Source organism: Bradyrhizobium symbiodeficiens, from assembly GCF_002266465.3.
Lineage (GTDB): Bacteria > Pseudomonadota > Alphaproteobacteria > Rhizobiales > Xanthobacteraceae > Bradyrhizobium > Bradyrhizobium symbiodeficiens.
In genome coordinates, this window is record NZ_CP029427.2 from 5,695,913 (window position 1) to 5,713,978 (window position 18,066).

At 65.2% G+C, this 18,066-nt stretch carries 15 protein-coding genes, 1 other RNA gene and 1 pseudogene; 6 read left to right on the forward strand and 11 right to left on the reverse strand.

Annotation, left to right across the window (positions count from 1 at the left end):
• Nucleotides 1-24 precede the first annotated feature (24 nt).
• The 3 genes from CIT39_RS26750 to rsmH are packed head-to-tail and all read right to left on the reverse strand — an operon-like array spanning nucleotide 25 to nucleotide 3,149.
• A complete protein-coding gene (locus tag CIT39_RS26750) occupies nucleotides 25-1,767 on the reverse strand; it encodes a peptidoglycan D,D-transpeptidase FtsI family protein (protein ID WP_094977337.1) in 1,743 nt (580 codons plus the stop codon).
• Nucleotides 1,764-2,156, reverse strand: coding sequence for a cell division protein FtsL (gene ftsL / locus CIT39_RS26755; RefSeq protein WP_094977336.1), 393 nt, complete (start codon nucleotides 2,154-2,156; stop codon nucleotides 1,764-1,766). The genes CIT39_RS26750 and ftsL overlap by 4 nt, the downstream gene beginning before the upstream one ends.
• A gap of 3 nt (nucleotides 2,157-2,159) precedes the next feature.
• Nucleotides 2,160-3,149: a 16S rRNA (cytosine(1402)-N(4))-methyltransferase RsmH gene (gene rsmH, locus CIT39_RS26760; protein ID WP_162308698.1), complete on the reverse strand. Its 990-nt coding sequence runs from the start codon at nucleotides 3,147-3,149 to the stop codon at nucleotides 2,160-2,162.
• Between the two features lie 522 nt (nucleotides 3,150-3,671).
• Here rsmH and CIT39_RS26765 point away from each other — a divergent pair.
• The gene (locus tag CIT39_RS26765) at nucleotides 3,672-4,454 is read left to right on the forward strand and encodes an N-acetylmuramoyl-L-alanine amidase (RefSeq protein WP_094977334.1); all 783 of its coding nucleotides are present in this window, start codon (nucleotides 3,672-3,674) and stop codon (nucleotides 4,452-4,454) included.
• 40 nt (nucleotides 4,455-4,494) lie between these two features.
• Here CIT39_RS26765 and CIT39_RS26770 read toward each other — a convergent pair.
• A pseudogene (locus CIT39_RS26770) lies at nucleotides 4,495-5,728 on the reverse strand (RNA polymerase sigma factor).
• Between the two features lie 22 nt (nucleotides 5,729-5,750).
• Nucleotides 5,751-6,104, reverse strand: a complete 354-nt coding sequence (locus CIT39_RS26775) for a YciI family protein (RefSeq protein ID WP_094977842.1) — start codon at nucleotides 6,102-6,104, stop codon at nucleotides 5,751-5,753.
• A gap of 149 nt (nucleotides 6,105-6,253) precedes the next feature.
• Here CIT39_RS26775 and rnpB point away from each other — a divergent pair.
• Nucleotides 6,254-6,680, forward strand: an RNA gene (gene rnpB, locus CIT39_RS26780) — RNase P RNA component class A.
• Nucleotides 6,681-6,754: 74 nt separating this feature from the next.
• Here rnpB and CIT39_RS26785 read toward each other — a convergent pair.
• The gene (locus CIT39_RS26785) at nucleotides 6,755-7,189 is read right to left on the reverse strand and encodes a DUF983 domain-containing protein (RefSeq protein ID WP_094977332.1); all 435 of its coding nucleotides are present in this window, start codon (nucleotides 7,187-7,189) and stop codon (nucleotides 6,755-6,757) included.
• Between the two features lie 77 nt (nucleotides 7,190-7,266).
• Between CIT39_RS26785 and CIT39_RS26790 the strand changes: the two genes are divergently transcribed.
• Nucleotides 7,267-8,637, forward strand: a complete 1,371-nt coding sequence (locus CIT39_RS26790; protein ID WP_162308699.1) for an aminotransferase-like domain-containing protein — start codon at nucleotides 7,267-7,269, stop codon at nucleotides 8,635-8,637.
• 10 nt (nucleotides 8,638-8,647) lie between these two features.
• Here CIT39_RS26790 and CIT39_RS26795 read toward each other — a convergent pair whose 3' ends face one another.
• On the reverse strand, nucleotides 8,648-8,905 hold the full coding sequence (locus CIT39_RS26795; protein ID WP_094977330.1) for a hypothetical protein: 258 nt from the start codon (nucleotides 8,903-8,905) through the stop codon (nucleotides 8,648-8,650).
• A gap of 234 nt (nucleotides 8,906-9,139) precedes the next feature.
• Between CIT39_RS26795 and CIT39_RS26800 the strand changes: the two genes are divergently transcribed.
• Entirely contained in the window at nucleotides 9,140-9,883 is a 744-nt protein-coding gene (locus CIT39_RS26800) for a sulfite exporter TauE/SafE family protein (protein ID WP_094977329.1), read from the forward strand.
• 200 nt (nucleotides 9,884-10,083) lie between these two features.
• On the opposite strand, the gene CIT39_RS26805 is transcribed toward CIT39_RS26800, so the two are convergent.
• The 4 genes from CIT39_RS26805 to CIT39_RS26820 all read right to left on the reverse strand — a co-directional run bounded on the left by CIT39_RS26805 (nucleotide 10,084) and on the right by CIT39_RS26820 (nucleotide 16,828).
• Nucleotides 10,084-11,490, reverse strand: a complete 1,407-nt coding sequence (locus CIT39_RS26805; RefSeq protein WP_094977328.1) for an MATE family efflux transporter — start codon at nucleotides 11,488-11,490, stop codon at nucleotides 10,084-10,086.
• A gap of 67 nt (nucleotides 11,491-11,557) precedes the next feature.
• Nucleotides 11,558-13,357: an ABC transporter ATP-binding protein gene (locus CIT39_RS26810; protein ID WP_162308700.1), complete on the reverse strand. Its 1,800-nt coding sequence runs from the start codon at nucleotides 13,355-13,357 to the stop codon at nucleotides 11,558-11,560.
• A 369-nt stretch (nucleotides 13,358-13,726) separates the two neighbouring features.
• Entirely contained in the window at nucleotides 13,727-15,310 is a 1,584-nt protein-coding gene (locus CIT39_RS26815; protein WP_094977326.1) for a DHA2 family efflux MFS transporter permease subunit, read from the reverse strand.
• A gap of 204 nt (nucleotides 15,311-15,514) precedes the next feature.
• Complete coding sequence (locus CIT39_RS26820) at nucleotides 15,515-16,828, reverse strand: HlyD family secretion protein (protein WP_094977324.1); 1,314 nt, start codon at nucleotides 16,826-16,828, stop codon at nucleotides 15,515-15,517.
• A 196-nt stretch (nucleotides 16,829-17,024) separates the two neighbouring features.
• On the opposite strand from CIT39_RS26820, the gene CIT39_RS26825 reads away from it, so the two are divergent.
• Entirely contained in the window at nucleotides 17,025-17,660 is a 636-nt protein-coding gene (locus CIT39_RS26825; RefSeq protein ID WP_094977323.1) for a TetR/AcrR family transcriptional regulator, read from the forward strand.
• A gap of 53 nt (nucleotides 17,661-17,713) precedes the next feature.
• Nucleotides 17,714-18,055 carry a DUF6665 family protein gene (locus tag CIT39_RS26830; RefSeq protein ID WP_094977322.1) on the forward strand — a complete coding sequence of 114 codons (342 nt, stop codon included), beginning with the start codon at nucleotides 17,714-17,716 and terminating at the stop codon, nucleotides 18,053-18,055.
• Nucleotides 18,056-18,066: the final 11 nt, after the last annotated feature.

An 18,066-nucleotide genomic window follows, 5' to 3' on the forward strand; every position in this document is an offset into this window, starting at 1 on the left:
AGCGGCTACGGCCCACCCGATTGATTACTGGGTTGTCCTGGATGCTGCAAGAATAAGGCGGTCCGCAGGCGGCAGGTCGAACCGCGGCTCGATGCCCAGAAGCGGCGCGATCCGCTCGATCACCTTGCCGCCGGTCGGCACCGCGTTCCAGCCGGACGTGATGAAACCATGCGTTTCGGGCAGCGCCTGCGGCTCGTCGAGCATGATCAGGACGTGATATTTCGGATCATCACAGGGCAGAATCGCGGTGAACGAATTGAGCACGCGCTTCTTGGCGTAGCGGCCGTTGATGACCTTCTCGGACGTGCCTGTCTTGCCGCCGACGTAATAACCCTTGACGTCTGCGGTCTTGGCAGTACCGATCTCGGCGTTGAGCCGCATGAGATACCGCATCTTGTCGCTGGTGTCCGTTCTGACGACCCGCTTGGCCAATGCTGCGGCTTCTTCCGGCGTGCGCTTCATGAAGGTCGGCGGAATCAGATAGCCGCCGTTCACCAGCGCGTTGATGCCCATCACGGCTTGCAGCGGCGCCACGGACAGTCCCTGGCCGAACGCGGCGGTGACGGTGTTGAGCTCGCTCCAGCGCCGCGGGATCAGCGGCGCCGCGCTCTCCGGCAGCTCGGTGCGAAGACGCGTCAGCTGACCCATCTTGGCCAGGAACGCCTTGTGAGCCTCCACGCCCTGCCCCAGCGCGATCCGCGCCGCGCCGATGTTGGACGAGTAGGTGAACACTTCCTTGGTGTTGATGAAGCGTCCGAGCGGATGGCTGTCGTGGATGGTGAACTTGCCGTAGTGCAGATTTCCGCGCGCGTCCCACATCGTGTTCAGGTTGATCTTGCCGGAATCGAGCGCCATCGCCAGCGTGAACGCCTTGAAGGTCGAGCCCATCTCGTAGACGCCGGTGGTCAGGCGGTTGATGCGGTCGGGGTCGTGCGCTTCCTTCGGGTTGTTCGGATCGAAGTCAGGCAGCGAGACCATTGCGACGATTTCGCCCGTCTTCACGTTCGAGACGATGCCGGACGCGGCTTTGGCGTGGAACTTGTCCTTGGCCTTCAGCAATTCGTCGCGCAGCGCGTGCTCGACACGCAGATCGACCGAGAGCTCGATCGGCTTTTGCAGCCGGTCTGTGGCAAAGCCCGCGCGGTGGAGATCGGCGAGACCTTGATTGTCGAGCCACTTCTCGATGCCGGCGATGCCCTGGTTGTCGATGTTGACGAGACCGATGAGGTGGGCAACCTCATTGCCGGTCGGATAGACGCGCTTGTTCTCGCGCAGGAAGCCGATGCCGGGAATGCCGAGCTTGTGGATGGCCTGCTGCTGCTGCGCCGTGACCTCGCGCTTGAGCCAGACGAAGCCTTTGCGCGTCCTCAGGCGCTCGCGCACCTCGGCCTCGTCGAGGTCGGGCACGGTCGCCGTGAGAAGCTCGATCGCCTCGTCCTTGTCGATGATGCGGCGCGGCTCGCCGAACAGGCTCGCCGCCTTGACGTCGGTCGCAAGGATGGCGCCGTTGCGGTCGACAATGTCGGGCCGTGCTGTCGCCACCACTTCCTGCGCCGCGGCGCGGCGTGCGCCGTGCGCATCGGCGCCGATCGCGAACATCACGAGCCGGCCGCCGATCAGGGCGTAGACCGAGGCGAAGGCGAGCATGACGAGACCGACGCGCGCGCGCGCCTTCGCGGCGCGGTCGACGTTGCGCCCGTAGAGCAGGCTGCGGATCAGCCGCTGCCGCCAGGGTTCTGCAGGTTTGACCGGAGTCGCAGCGCTCATTGCTTGTCCTCGGGCTGAGGCACGGAGCCCGTCACATTGTCAGGATCGCTCGCGGCTTCGATGGTGTTGAGCATCGCCCCGATCGGGTCGGGCTCGCCCGGCCGGAACATCCGCGGCGGACGCTCCGGCAGATTCTTCAACGAGTCATACTGAGTGCCGTTGACCGGCTTGAGCTGCAAATGCCGGTCGGACAGGCCTTGCAGGCGCAGCGGCGCATCGAGCTTGGCCCATTCGGATCGCAGCGAAGCGATCGCGTCGCGCTGTTCGCGGATCTCCGCATGTAGCCGCAACACCTTCTCGGTGCGCGCCGTGGAGTCCATCTTGATCCGGTAGACATAGGCCGCCGCGAAGATCAGCGCGCCGATGACGAAGAGGTGGATGATGCGCATGCGCTAGCCTCCCCTCATCACGTCGGAGAGTCTTGGCCAGGAAGATGGTTCGGCATCGTCATGCGCGGGCGCCGAGGTGCGCTCGGCCGCGCGAAGCTTTGCGGAGCGCGCACGCGGATTATGCGCGACCTCGTCGTCGCCGGCGACCACGGGCCGCCGCGTGAGAAGCTGGAAGCTCGGCGGAACCTGAGCCACCTCCGGCAGATGCCGCGAGCCGCCGCCGGTCTTCGAACGCTCGGAGAGGAAATTCTTGACGATGCGGTCTTCCAGCGAATGGAACGAGACCACGACGAGGCGGCCGCCGGGCTTGAGCACGCGCTCGGCCGCAGCGAGCGCGGCCTGAAGTTCGTCGAGCTCTTCGTTGACGAAGATGCGCAGGGCCTGGAACGTCCGCGTCGCCGGATGAATGTCGCCGGGCTTCGAGCGCACCACCCTGCCGACGAGGTCGGCGAGCGCACGCGTGGTCGTGAACGGCGTTTCCTGACGGTCCGCGACGATGGCGCGGGCGACGCGGCGCGAATTCCGCTCCTCGCCAAGGAGATAGATGATGTCGGCGAGATCACCTTCGGAGGCACGCGCGATCACGTCGGCGGCGGTCGGCCCCGCCTGCCCCATCCGCATGTCGAGCGGGCCGTCGAGGCGGAACGAGAAACCGCGGCCCGCCTGGTCGAGCTGCATCGAGGACACCCCGACATCCATCACAACGCCGTCCACGGCGTCCACGCCTTGCGCCGCGCAGACCTCGGCAAGATTGGAGAATCGGTCCTCGACCAGCGTCAGCCGGCCCGCGGAACGTTCGACCAGTTCGGCACCTGCAGAAATTGCAGTGCGGTCGCGGTCAATGGCGATAAGCCGGGTTCCCGGCACGTCGAGAATGGCTCGGCTGTAGCCGCCGGCGCCGAAGGTGGCGTCGACATAAATGCCGCCCGCGCGTGGGGCCAGGTGGTCGACGGCTTCGCGACCGAGAACGGGGATATGCGGAACCGAGCTCATGCGCCACGCCTGCCGACGGCCCCTGACGTCCAAGCGAGATCGGGGACGAACAAGCCCATAACGCCTCGAATCATTCCGCGTCGCGGCGGTTCCACGACAACGCCCCAGTCCAGTATGGTTACCGAGCCCGATCGTCCCGGACCGCAAACCGAGTGTTCCCAGCGGAATTTGTCGGGCAGCCATGGGATTTCGAGCCAAAATACGCTTTGGCCGCCTCCGGACGCGGGTCGGCTCTTCATCCCTCAGTAACGACCCTTAGCGTTAAGAAAGCGTTGCTCGGCTGCTCACAAGTCGAAAAGCGATGAGGCGGTGATGCTTCATCCACACAGTGCGCCAAAATGCATCCGTTAACCGCGCCGTGCGATTGCGCACGGTGGAGGGTAAAGGAATAGTAAAGAGAAGGGCTTGGCCCACTCTCCGTCCCACCTTGGTTTGTCTATGCCGCCGTCCGGTTCGTCCACACCGTCTGGTTCTGATTCGAAGCGTCAACGCGTTCTCCCGGTTCCAAAGGCCGCGGCGAGCATGAGGGCGTTCGAGCCGGATTCCTCGATCGTGTCCGACGTCATCCCCTCGCCGAACTATGGGGAGCGCAACAAGGCGCGGCAGCCCGATATGATCGTGCTGCACTACACCGGCATGCCCGATGTCGAGGGCGCGCTGGCGCGGCTGTGCACGGCAGGGACCGAAGTCTCGGCGCATTACGTCGTGCTGGAGGACGGCCGCATCGTGCAATGCGTGTCGGAGGCCAGGCGCGCCTGGCACGCTGGCGTCTCGTCCTGGGCCGGCGAGGACGACATCAACTCCTGCTCTATCGGCGTCGAGATCATCAATCGCGGCCATGACTGGGGCTATCCGGAATATCCGCTGCGCCAGATCGCCGCCGTGATCGCGCTGTGCCGCGGCATCATGCTTCGCCGCAAGGTGCCGGCCCACCGGGTGCTCGGCCATTCCGACGTCGCGCCCGCGCGCAAGAAGGACCCCGGCGAAAAGTTTCCGTGGCACTCGCTGGCCAATTCCGGCGTCGGTCACTGGGTGACGCCGGCCCCGGTCGTGCGCGGCGAGACCCTGATGCTCGGCACCATCAGCGACGAGGTGCTGAGCCTGCAGCAGGCGCTCGCCCGATACGGCTACGGCGTGCCGCTGAACGGCAAATACGATGCCGCGACCATGGAAGTCGTCACCGCCTTCCAGCGCCATTTCCGCCCTGCGCGGCTCGACGGTGTCGCCGACCACTCGACGCTGTCGACATTGCAGGCGCTGCTGGCGAGCTTGCCGGCAGAGGGCACGGCCGTCGCGTCGAAGTGACGGCGATGGCCGCGCAGTCCGCTCCGGGGCACGAGAGGCCCTACCCCATCTCTCTCACCCGCCGCGCATACAGCCGCCGCAACGGCTCGAGCTGAGTCGCCGCGGTCGCAGCCTGATACGCCGCGCGCGCTTCATCGTTGCGCCCGATTCGCCGCAGCAGATCGGCGCGCACTGCGGGCAAGAGCTCATAGCCGCGCAGCCCGCCTCGGGCGCTGATCGCATCGACGAGATCGAGCGCACGTGCCGGCCCGTCGACCATCGACACCGCAGCAGCGTGGTTGAGCTCGATCACCGGAGAGGGAGCGATGCGCAGCAACACCTCGTAGAGCCCGGTGATCTGCCGCCAGTCGGTCTGCTCAAAGCTCGGCGTACGCGCATGCAGCGCGGGCGATCGCAGCCTGCACGGCATAAGGCTGCGGCCGTCCGGGCACGCGCAACGCATCCTCGACCAGACGCAGGCCCTCCTCGATCTGCGAACGATCCCACAGCGTGCGGTCCTGCTCCTCGAGCAATACGATATCGCCGGCTGACGTCTCGCGTCCGGCGCGGCGCGCATCGTGCAGCAACATCAGGGCCAGCAAGCCCTTGACGCCGCCGCGGTCCGGCATCAACCGATCAAGCAAACGGCCGAGGCGGATGGCCTCAATCGCAAGATCTGGTCGCATCAGATCCGCGCCCTCGGTCGCGACATAGCCCTCGGTGAAGACCAGATAGATCACCGCGAGCACGCCATCGAGCCGCGGCGCCAGCGCGTCGCGCTCGGGCACCTCGTAGGGGATGCCGGCGAGCCTGATCTTCTGCTTGGCACGGACCAGCCGCTGCGCCATCGCTTCCTCGCCGACGAGGAAGGCGCGCGCGACCTGGACGGTCGACAGTCCGCAGACCGTGCGCAGCGTCAGCGCGACCTGAACCTCGGCTGCGAAGGCAGGATGGCAACAGGTGAAGATCAGCCGCAGCATGTCGTCGTCGAGCATTGCCGGCGGCTCGTCGATCGCTTGCGCGTTGAGCTCGATCTCGTGCAGGAGCGCCTGCTGCTTGCCGCGGAAGACGGCCTGGCGCCTGACCCGATCGATCGCCTTGTTCCTGGCGACATTGACCAGCCAGGCGCGTGGATTGTCGGGGACCTCGCACGCTGCCCAGCGTTCCAGCGCGACGGCAAAAGCATCCTGAAGCGCGTCCTCGGCCAGATCGAAATCGCCGACGAGGCGGATCAGCGTGGCCAGCGCCCGCCCCGCCTCGTCGCGGAAGACCTTGTCGATCTCGGAAGGGGTCATGCGTCGATGCGCGGGCCAGCCGTCACTTGTCGTAGACCCAGATCGGCCGTACCTCGATCGAGCCGATCCTCGCGCTCGGAATCCGCGCCGCGATCTCGATCGCGGCGTTCAGATCCTTGGCCTCGATCAGATAGTAGCCACCGAGTTGCTCGCGGGTCTCCGCAAACGGCCCGTCGGTCGTCAGCGTCTTGCCGTCGCGCACGCGCACCGTCGTCGCGGTCGTGGTCGGCCGCAGCCGATCGCCGGCCTTGAAATTGCCGCTCTGGATGATGCCTTGGGTAAAGGTCTGGTATTCGGCCATCAGCTTCTGGGCCGTGGCGGCGTCGTTCTTCGCGTATTCCACCTCGTTCTGGTAGATCATCAGCAGATATTGCATCGCTTCACTCCTGTTGCTCGGCTGTGTCGCCGACATCCAGTCGAACGGGCACGCAGCAAACGACATCTTCAGGATAAATTATTTCGGGGGGATCGTGGGTCGCGATAACGGCTTGACGAAACCGTCACAAATGCCTCATGCGTTGTCCGTCAGTCGGCCGGACGGCCGCTCCGGCAGGTGCCGAAAGGCCGCCGGGGAGGAAAGTCCGGGCTCCCTTGACATACGGTGCCGGATAACGTCCGGCGGGGGTGACCCCAGGGAAAGTGCCACAGAGAACGAACCGCTTCGCGTCGCCTTCGGGCTTCGCGGAGTAAGGGTGAAAAGGTGCGGTAAGAGCGCACCGCGGGTCCGGCAACGGAGCCGGCATGGCAAACCCCACCGGGAGCAAAACCGAATAGGGACGGCGTAGCGGGCTGTTCGCACAAGCGATAACGCCGCGGGGCGATGTCAGGCCCGCCGTCCGGGTAGGTTGCTTGAGGCCATGTGCAAACATGGTCCCAGAGGAATGGCCGTCACGTATCGTTCGCGCAAGCGGACGGTGCCTTACAGAACCCGGCTTACAGGCCGGCTGATATCTTGCAACGAGGGGTTCGATGCCGACCGCATCGAACCCCTCACCATTTTCAGCGACGCCTCAACGTCGTCGCGCCTCAGGCGGCGCGCGTGTCGATCTTCGCCAGTACGGGCGCGAGCTCGGCGGCCTCGCGCCGCTGCTTGCTCACCTCAAAACCGTGCATGCCGATCTGCCATTGCAGCCCGACGATCGCGCCCTTGGTCGGCTGCAGCAGCGCGAGCGAAGCGAACAGCGTCACCGGCAACCACACCGCCAATTGCAGCCAGACCGCCGGCGCATACGCGGTCTCGACCGCGAGGATCGCCGGCACCACGAGATGGCCGACCACGACGATCACGAGATAGGCGGGAAAGTCGTCGGCGCGCTGGTGGGACAGATCCTCGCCGCAATGGTCACAAGCGCCCGCGACCTTCAGGAAACGGCCGAACAGATGACCCTCGCCGCAGTTCGGGCACTTGCCCCGGAAACCGCGCCACATTGCCTTCGCCAGAGAGATCGAACCGGTTGCCATGACAGCACCTTCCTTTTCACTGATCCATACAATAATATCTTGCATCCATACATTCAAAGGATTTGGGGCTAAATTGCATGGATTGGACCCCGACAATCTCGGAGCTATCAGGGCCGCGCTATCAGCGCATCGTCGAGGCCATGGAAGCCGACATCGGCGCCGGCCGGCTGGTGCGCGGCCAGCAATTGCCGACGCAGCGCGCGCTGGCAAAGGCGCTCGGCGTCGACCTCACCACGGTGACGCGCGCCTACACCGAGGCGCGGCGACGCGGCATCATGGAAGCGCGCGTCGGCCAGGGATCGTTCGTGTCGGAGACCAGCGCGCGCCGCGCTGTCGACCTGCCGCATCCGGTCGCGATCGACCTGTCGATGAACGTGCCGCCGCATCCGCTGGAGGCGCAGCTCGACGAACGCATCATCGCCGGCATGGAGGCCCTGCGCGCGCAATCGGGCCTGACCGCCTTCCTGAATTACCAGCCGCCCGGTGGCAGTGCCCATGAGCGCGAGGTCGCGGCGCGCTGGATGCGCATCCGCGTGCCGCACGCACATGCCGACAGGCTCGTGATCTTTCCCGGGGCGCAGACCATCCTGTTTAACCTGCTCGCGCACCTTGCTTGGCCCGGCGACGTCGTGCTGACCGAAGCTCTCACCTTTCCCGGCATCAAGGCAGCCGCCGCGCAGCTCGGCGTCAAACTCGTGAGCGTCGCGATGGATGACGGCGGCATCCTGCCCGACGCGCTGGCGAAAGCGTGCCGCACGCACAATCCGAAGGCCGTCTATCTCATTCCGACGCTGCACAATCCAACCACGGCGACGCTGTCGGCCGAGCGGCGCAACGCGATTGCAAAGATCGTCCGCGATGCCGACACAGTGCTGATCGAGGATGACGCCTACGGCCTGCTTGACCGTGCGGCCTCGCCGATCGCGAATCTCATTCCGGAGCGGACTTATCTCGCAACCACGTTGTCAAAATGCATCGCACCTGCGCTGCGCGTTGCATATCTCGTGACGCCCGACAACGCCGCGCAGCAGGACATGCGGACCTGCCTGCAGGCGACCGTGCAGATGCCGGCACCATTGATGGTCGCGCTGGTGACGCACTGGATCGAGACCGGCATTGCCGATCGCATCATCACGGCCATCCGCAATGAGGCTGTCGGCCGCCAGCAGCTCGCCCAGCGCGCCCTGAAGGGATTTCAGTTTCTGGCAAAGCCCGCCGCGCATCATCTCTGGCTGCGACTGCCTGAGAACCGGCCCGACGTCGCAGGATATCTCTTGCGCAATGGCCTCGCAGTCGTCGCCGGCGATGCCTTCACCGTCGACGGAACGCCGCCGAACGCGGCACGCGTCTCACTTGGTGCCGCGCGCAACAGGGCCGAATTGACCGAAGCGCTGCGCATCCTGGTCGGCGCGCTGCACAGGCCCGCCGACACCAGGCAGATCGTCTAGCTAGTGAAACCTAATGATGACGGCGATGGCGCGGGCGGACGACGGGCGTCGCACCTGATGGAAAGGCCGCATAGGCCTCGCTCGGCGCCCCCGTCTCACCGCGGGCCGCGCGCCCCGCCGGCGTGAGCTGGCCGCCATTGAGCACGTCGCGATCGGGATGGGCGGCCTGATAGGCCGCAGGTTCGGAAAACTGCGCCTGCGCCATGGTCGGCATCAAGGAAGCCGCCGACAATAGCGCGGCCGTAACGGCAATCTTCGTATGGGTCATCGTCCTTCTCCGTCCTCTGGTTCCGGACAAGCGAGCGCATCAAATGGCGTTGGCATGCCCCCGATTGATGTACGGCCATCATGTAGGCGCGTCTTCCGCGAACGCCCGTCCCTGATTGGTCCCAGGGATCACGCTTGCGTGCGGTTTTGAAATTGACCTTCACGGCCGAAGCCGTGCTATGCGGGCAGTGGCGATCAACCGTTCGGGATCGCCCATTGCTGCAGGGATAATCGGTTGGAAACGTCCAATTACGCGTTGCTGCTGTTCGGTGCATTGGCCGGTGGCTTCGTCTCGGGCCTCGCCGGTTTCGGCACGGCGCTGATGGCGCTCGGGATCTGGCTCTACGTGCTGCCGCCCTCGCTCGCGGTGCCGCTGGTGCTGATCTGCTCGGTGATCGCGCAGACTTCAACGCTGCCGTCGATGTGGAAGAGTTTTGATCTTTCGCTGGTATGGCCGTTCCTGATCGGGGGATTGATCGGCGTGCCGCTCGGCACCATGCTGATCGCCTCGGCCGATCCAAAAGTGTTCAAGCTGAGCGTCGGCATTTTAATTCTGGTCTTCTCGAGCGCGCTCTATCTGAACAAGAGACCGCTCGCGATCAAGTTCGGCGGCCGCCTTGCCGACGGCGCGATCGGCTTTGCCGGCGGTATTCTCGGCGGCCTCGCCGGGTTGTCCGGGCCGCTGCCGATTCTCTGGGCCAATATCCGCGGCTGGAACAAGCATGAGCGGCGCGGCATCTTCCAGCTCTTCAACTTCACGGTGCTCTCGGCCGCGCTGGTGATGCAGACCGTGTCCGGCATCGTGGAGCTCAAGGTGATCTGGCTCGCAGCCGTTGCCTTTCCGGGCACGCTGATCGGCGCCTGGGCCGGCGCGCGCGTTTATCACGCGCTGAACGACAAGCATTTTGGCGACGTCGTGCTCGGCCTGCTGTTCCTCTCCGGCCTCACCCTGGTCTGGAACAGCATCGGCGCGATCTGATCGCATGGTTTGCGGCCACGAGCATCAGATTTTGGGTTCGTGCGCTTAAGGCGCTGCTGCGCGACGAGCGGACCGAGTTCACCACCATTTGGCGGCATCTCAAACCGGGCGATATCGCCTGCGACGTCGGCGCCAACAAGGACAGCAATCACCACCGCCCGGCACGTTAGCCGGAGCAGCCAGGATGAAACAAGCTACCGTTACGCAGGCTCGCGGGCGAGAGGTGCAACGGCTTCGGCGCTCTCCTGCTCTGGGACCGCCTCCTTCGGCGCCGACGTCAGGCGCTTCCCGAACTCGCGGTGCAGCAGCCACAGGCTCAAGCCCGCCTGCAACATCGTCGCCGCGACCGACAGGTACCAGACGTATTCCATGCGAAAGCCCGGCCGCGTCGAGAGCCAGATCGCCGGCAGCGAGTAGGTGAACACGCGCGTCGCCGAGCTCAAGAGCACCGGCCGGGTGTTGCCGAGGGCCTGGAACATGCTCGAGCAGGTGAAGATCAGCCCCTGCGCCACCATGTTGAGCGATATGATCCGCAGGAACAGGTAGGCGATGTCCATCGTCTCGGGGTCATTCGAGAATCCGGCAAGCAGCAGCTCCGGTTTCAACTGCGCAAGGATCATGAAGCCGGTCATCACGATCGTGACGATCAAAGCAGCCTTGACGAAAGTCTCCCGCACGCGCGCAGCGTTGGCTGCGCCGACGTTCTGGCCGGCGATCGGCCCGGCCGCCAGCCCGACCGCAAGCGCCGGCATGTTGATCAGGCCGAGCACGCGCTGCCCGATGCCGAAGCCGGCCTGCGCCGCCGCGCCGAAATCGCGCAGCACATAGTAGACCACTGCCATGAAGATGAACATCATCGCGAACTCGCCGCCGGCGGGCAGGCCGACGTTGAGAATGCGTTTCAAATGGTGCGGCTGCGGACGCCATTGCGCAGGATTGAAGGCGACATAGCGCTCGACCTTGCGGAAATACGCCAGCAGCATCAGAGCGCCGATGGCAACCGCGATCGAACTCGCCAGCCCCGCGCCGGCGACGCCAAGCGCGTAGCCGGTGCCCCAGCCCGAGATCAGCACCGGCGCCAGCGCGATGTTGATGATAACAGCGACGACCCGCACCAACATGGCGGGACGCACGATGCCGGTCGCACGGAGCGCGGACGCAATCACTTGCATGACGAACTCCAGAGCGAGCGCCGGCATGAACCACAGCAGGTAAACGGTTCCCGCCTCGATCGTGGCTTGGTCCGCGGCGATCGAACGCATATAGAGGCGAGACAGCACCGCTCCCGCGACCAGCGTCAACAGGCCGAACAGCACCGACAGCGCGACCGCCTGGTTGAAGATCAGATTGGCGTCCGCCCGATCCTTGCGTCCCACGGCATGCGCGATCAGCGCGACCGTGCCGACGCCGAGCACCTGCATCAGCCCGTTGACGAGAAAGCCGGCGTTGCCGGCCGCAGCGACACCCGCGACGGCGGCATCGCCCAATCCCGACACGAAATACAGATCGACCAGCTGGCAGATCATGATCGAGATCATGCCGGCCATGATCGGCGGCGTCATGACGAGGATGTGTCTCACGATGGAGCCGTTCGTCAGGTCTTTCATCTCATTCCATCCTTGACGCATTCCTTGGCGCCGTGGCTGCGGGACTTTCGTCCCGCAGCCGCCCGCCTCACTCCGCCGCTGCGACGTGCCCGAGCTCGACCACCTGGCGCTCGAACAGGCCGCGATAGATGCCTCCCGGCTTACCCGCGAGCGTGGCATGGGTGCCCTGCTCGACGATCTCGCCGCGGTCGAACACCAGGATGCGATCGAGGCTGCGCACCGTCGACAGCCGATGCGCGATCACGATCGAGGTGCGGCCCTTCATCAGCCGCTCCATCGCCTCCTGAATCAGCGCCTCCGATTCCGAATCGAGGCTCGAGGTCGCCTCGTCCAGGATCAGCACCGGCGCGTCCGCCAGGAAGGCGCGCGCCAGCGCCACGCGCTGCCGCTCGCCGCCCGACAGTTTCACGCCGCGCTCGCCGACCAGCGTGCCGTAACCCTTCGGCAGGCGCAGGATGAAGTCGTGCGCGTTGGCCAACCGCGCCGCGTGCTCGATCGCCTCGAGGCTGGCCCCGGGCCGGCCATAGGCGATGTTCTCGGCCAACGAACGGTGGAACAGGATCGGGTCCTGCTGCACGATCGCGATCTGGTTGCGCAGCGATTGCTGTGTAGCCAATGCGATGTCCTGCCCGTCGATCAGCACGCGACCGCCGGTGACGTCGTAGAGCCGCTGTACCAGCTTGACGAAGGTGGTCTTGCCGGAGCCGGAGCGGCCGACCAGGCCGACACGTTCACCGGCCCGGATCGTCACCGACAGCCCGTCGTAGAGCGGCGCGCGATGGCCGCCATAGTGGAACGTCACGTCCTCGAACACAATCTCGCCGCCCTCGATCGCGATCGGCTGCGCACCGGCCGCATCGGCGATGCCGATCGGCTCGGCATGGATCGCCACCAGCTCGTCCATGTCGTTGACCGAGCGCTGGAGGTTGTTGATGTGCATGCCGACGTCACGCAAGTAGGCGTGGATGATGTAGTAGCTGGTCAGCACATAAGTCACGTCGCCGGGCGAGGCGCGTCCCGACATCCACAACAGCACCGCGCCGCCGATCACGGACGTGCGGAGGCACAGCAGCAGCGAGAGCTGCGCCATGGCCGTGTAGTTGTAGCGCAGCCAGGTCCGCCGCACCCGCACCCGCCATCGGTTGATGACACGGGCGAGCCGCGAATCCTCGCGCGCCTCCGCGCCGAACGACTTCACCACGGCGTTGCAGGTCAGGGCATCCGCAAGCGTGCCGCCGACCTTGGTGTCCCAGGCATTGGAGATGCGCGCTGCCGGCGCGATGTAGCGCGTCGAGAACACGACGGTCACGGCGACGTAGAAGAACGCGCCGACCGCGATCACCGCGCCGAGCGAGGCCCAGTGCATCCCGATCAGGACCATCGAGCCGATCAAGACCAGCAGCGAGGGCGCGAGCGCCATCAGGATGGTGTCGTTGAGCAGGTCGAGCGCCCACATGCCGCGCGTGATCTTGCGCACGGTCGAGCCCGCGAAGGAGTTTGCGTGCCAATCGGTGGAGAAGCGCTGCACGCGGATGAAAGCCTCCTGTGCGACGTCCGACATGGTCTTGAGCGTGAATGGCACGATCGCCTGCAGGCCGGCCAGCCGCAGCACCACGGACGCGGCGCCCAGCGCCACGATGGCGCCGAAAGCAATCAGGGCGGCATGCCGCGCATCGGGATCGGACGGGCCGCGCGTCAGCGCATCGACCAGCCGACCCGAGAAGACCGGCATGAACAGGTCGGCGATGGTGGCACCCAGCAAGCCGCCGGCCACGATCAGGCCCCGTCCCGGCTGCTTCAGCCAGTGCCGGAACACGAAGGGCAGCACCAGGCGGATCGCCGCGGGCTTTTTTGACAGAGCGGTCATGGCATCATCCGGCCGCTTCTGGCGCGGTCCGGCTCCATCGATGGACGCAGGCCGGCCGCGAGGGCCGGGACAGCGTTACTTGAGACTGAATTTGACTTGGGAAGCGGAGCGATCGGGACTTTGTGCCCAATCGAAGCTGGCGGAAGAGGCCTCTAGGAGGCCGAGCAGATACCGAGCCAGAACATCATCGAGCGCGGGCGGGCGATCTGCGAAAGCGACGAAATCATGCAAATCTCTCCCCGGTTCGAATGAATGAGGTGCGCCTTATAGATGCGTCGTTTTCGGTTTGCAACGGGGCCCGCGCGAGATCACGGACGAGTGTTGCAATTTGGTTCCTCCTTCGAACGAAGGACGTCAGGCGAAGCGCGGTCAATGCGCGTCGCCGCCGCCGGTCAGCGAGGCCGGCTTATTCAGCAGCGTCACCAGCAGGGTGAGGCCGAGATAGAACAGCGTCAGCACGAAGAAGGCGTCGCCGAAGCTCATCACCACGGCCTGGCGGTGCACGAGCTGGGAGAGCTGCTTCATCGCCATCAGCGTGGAATCGCCGAGCCCCTGGAACTTCTGCATGAACATGGTCAGCGTTTCGGTCGCGGTTGCATTGCCCCAGGTCACGCGCTCCTGGAGGCGGGTGATGTGCAAATCGGTGCGGTCGTTGAGCACGGTGTTGATGACGGCGAGGCCGACGGCGCCGCCGAGGTTGCGCATCAGGTTGAACAGGCCCGAGGCGTTCTTCACCCTGTCAGGCGCCAGCGTGCCGAGCGCGATGTTGTTGGTCGGCACCATCGCGAACATCATGCCGATGCCGCGCAGGATCTGCGGCACCAGCAGCTCGTAGAAATCGTAGTCGCGGGTGATCCAGGTCATCTGGTAGGAGCCGATCGCGAACACGACGAGGCCGAATGCGATCATGTAGCGCATGTCGAGCTTCGTCATGAGCCGGCCGACCAGCGGCGCGACCAGGAACATGGTGATGCCGGAGACGAACATGGTCTCGCCGATCATCAGCGCGCTGTAGCCGCGCACCTCGGCGAGATAGCGCGGATAGATGTAGGTCAGGCCGTAGAGGCCGATGCCGATGCAGAACTGCAGGACACAGCCGATCGCGAAATTGCGATCCGAGAAGGTGCGCAGATTCACGATCGGCTCGACCGCCGTGAAAACGCGCCAGAAGAAGGCGATCGCCGAGATGGCGCAGATCCAGGCGCAGATCGCGACCGAGGTGTCCTGCATCCATTCATATTGCGGCCCCTCTTCGAGCACGTATTCCAGCGTGCCGAGAAAGCCGGCCATGAACAAGAGGCCCCACCAGTCGAAGCGGTCGAGCAGTTCGAAATGCGGCTCGTCGAAATCGACCAGCGCGAGCACGCCGATGGTGATGCCGATGCCGGGCACGACGTTGATGAAGAACAGCCAGTTCCACGACATCAGGTCGGTGATGTAGCCGCCGACCGTCGGCCCGATCGTGGGTGCGAGGGTCGCGACCAGTCCGATGATGGGACCGACAATGTGGAATTTCGATCGCGGGAACACGGTATAGGCCGAGGCGAACACCGTCGGGATCATGCCGGCGCCCAAAAATCCCTGCAATGCACGCCAGAGGATCATCTCCTCGATGGTGGTGGCGAAGCCGCAGAGCAGGCTCGAGGCGGTGAAGCCGGCCGCCGAGATCGCGAACAGCAGCCGCGTGCCGAAGGCGCGCGACAGGAATCCCGACAGCGGGATCGCGATGACCTCGGCGATCAGATAGGCGGTCTGGACCCAGGAGACTTCGCTGGAGCTCGCCGACAGGCCCGCCTGGATCTCGCTGAGGGAGGCCGAGACGATCTGGATGTCCAGGATCGACATGAACATCCCGAACACCATGATGATGAACGCGAACAACCGCTTCGGCGCGATGCGCTCCGAAGCGGGGTCCGCCATCATGGCGGGTGAAGCGGTGGTGGCGTTGGCCATTGTGTCAGCTCTGACTGAAGCAAGCCGCGAGGTCGGTGCACCTCTCCCGCTTGCGGGAGAGGTCGGCGCGAAGCGCCGGGTGGGGGCTCTCTCCGCTTGGGGATTGTCCCGTTGCGGAGGCACCCTCTCCCCAGCCCTCTCCCGCAAGCGGGAGAGGGAGCGCACCTGCGTGAGAGGTGGCGGCGCGGCTCATGTCACCAAATCCTACTGCGGATGGATCGCGGTGGGATCGTCTAGGTCGACCTCGCTGTCGGCGTCGGCCGCGCCCTTGTTGGTGTCGACAGTCGCATAGACCGACATGCCGGCACGGAGCAGGTTCTGCTTCGCCACCGACTTCGGCACGCGGATGCGTACCGGCACGCGCTGCACGATCTTCGTGAAATTGCCGGTGGCGTTGTCGGGCGGCAGCAGCGTGAACACCGAACCCGAGCCCGCCGCGATGCTGTCGACGACACCGGAGAACTTGCGCATGCCGTAGGCGTCGACCTTGATCGTCACCGGCTGGCCGGGACGAATGCGCCTGAGCTGCGTTTCCTTGAAATTCGCGTCGATATACACGTTGTTGAGCGGCACGATGTTGCCGAGGCGCTGCCCGACCGCGACGAAATCGCCGGTGCTGACCAGACGGTTCGAAAACGTGCCGTCGACCGGTGCACGCACGGCGGTGAAGCCGAGGTCGCGCTCCGCCTTGGCGAGCGTGGTCTTGAGCTCGGCGAGCTGGGCCTGCGCTTCGGCCTGCTGCGCCTTGGCGACATCGACATTGCTGATTGCAACGTCGTAGGCGGCCTGTGCCGCCTTGACCGCGGCGGCGCCTTGGTCGCGTCCGGCTTCCGAGCTCTCGAACACGGCACGCGAGGCAAACCCCTTGTTGCTCAGGGCCTGCTGGCGTTCATAGTCGAGATCGGCGCGCTTGAGTCCCGCCTCGGCCGAGACCAGCTGCGCCTTGGCCTGCGCCACCTGGCTGTCGAGCGCGGCGATCTGGCGGCCGATGCGATCGATGGTGGCCTGCTGGGTCGCGATCCTGGTCGCGGCGGCATCGACCGCGATCTTGTAGTCGCCGTCATCGATGCGGAAGACGATGTCGCCGGCGCGCACGGTGGTGTTGTCGCCGGCGAGGATCGAGGCGATGTGGCCGGCAACGCGCGCACCCAGCATGGTGTTGTTGGCGCGGACATAGGCGTCGTCGGTGGAGATATAGAAGCGTCCGACCAGCGTGTAGTAGCCGGCATAGCTCGCGGCCGCGAGCGCCAGCACCAGGCCGACACCCATCAGCACGAATTTGCGCTTGCCGGATTTGGGAGCGCCGGCGGCCGGTGCGTTGGGCGCAGGTGCGGCCGGCTTGTCGGTCACGGGTTTCTCCGGCGCCTCGGCGGTGCGGCGCTTGGCTTCCTCGGCCAAGTGAGAGCGCAACTGCCCGGCAAGGGGCGCAGCGTCCTCGATCGCAGCACCACCGTCCGCGTGATCCTCCAGCGTTTCCTGGCGAAGGACGCGCGCAGCCTGGTCTCTCGATACGGCCATAAAGGCCTCCCCAAAAAAAGCGCGATCCAGGAAAGCCGGCGTGCGGCCCGTTCCCTCTCGCCAAATCCAAATATCATTGACCGAACGGTTCGGTCAATATACATAATAGTCCCGGCCGGACCCTACTGACGAGAATCCTTTATTCGGGTTTCATGGCCGCAGACCCGACTCAAAAACCTTCCGAGACCCTGAACCAATGGTTGTAGCCGGCCGCGATCATCTGCACGTCATCCAGGAGGAGGACGGCTCCAAACGTCGCCAGATCTTGGACGGCGCCCGCAAAGTATTCATGGATCTCGGCTTCGACGGCGCCAGCATGGGCGAGATCGCGCGCGCCGCGCAGGTCTCCAAGGGCACGCTCTACGTCTACTTCGCCGACAAATGCGCGCTGTTCGAAGCCATCCTCGAACAGGAAGCGCTCCAGTACGGCCAAGTCGTGTTCAATTTCGATCCCGCGCGCGATGCCGAGACCACGCTGAAGGAGTTCGGTCTCGCCTACCTTCACCTGGTCTGCCGGCCCGGTGGCGGATCGGCGATCCGCACAGTGATGGCGATCGCCGAACGCATGCCGGATGTCGGCCGCCGCTACTATGCGCGCGTGCTCGACAAGAGCATCAACCGCCTCTCCGCCTATCTCCAAGCCCGCGTCGCTTCCGGCAATCTCGATATCGACGATTGCGACCTTGCCGCCTCGCAATTCATGGAATTGTGCAAGGCTTCCCTCTTCCTGCCGTTCGTCTTCCAGGCCGCGCCCGCGCCATCGGAGGAGCGCATGACCGAGGTGGTCGAAAGCGCGACGCGGATGTTCCTGGCAGCGTATCGGGCGAAGTAGCGACAAGCCGGCCATGCGTTGCAGGCCATTCGGACGGCGCTATATTTGGGTTCATGTCCCGTGATCTTCGCCCGCCCGTCGATATCCTTCATTACGAGATCGTTCAGGAACAGGCCTCCGCGCTTGGACGAATGGGTCACACGCTCGAACAGGCGCTGACGCGCTTGCGTGAGTTCGACGCCGCCCATGCGCTCCCGGAGTTGCCCGCCTCGCTGCAGCCGGCCAGGCGCAAGCTGGTGATGGAAGCCGGCCAGGCGCTTTGGATGCTGGTGGTGCAGCGGGAGTCATCCGGCCTGCGCGACAGCCGCCATATCATGCGGACCTACAACGTCCCGGCCGAGGTGCAGCGGTGCATGGGGCTTGTTCCCGCACCGACGAAGCCGACGTCGAAATGACATTTCACGCA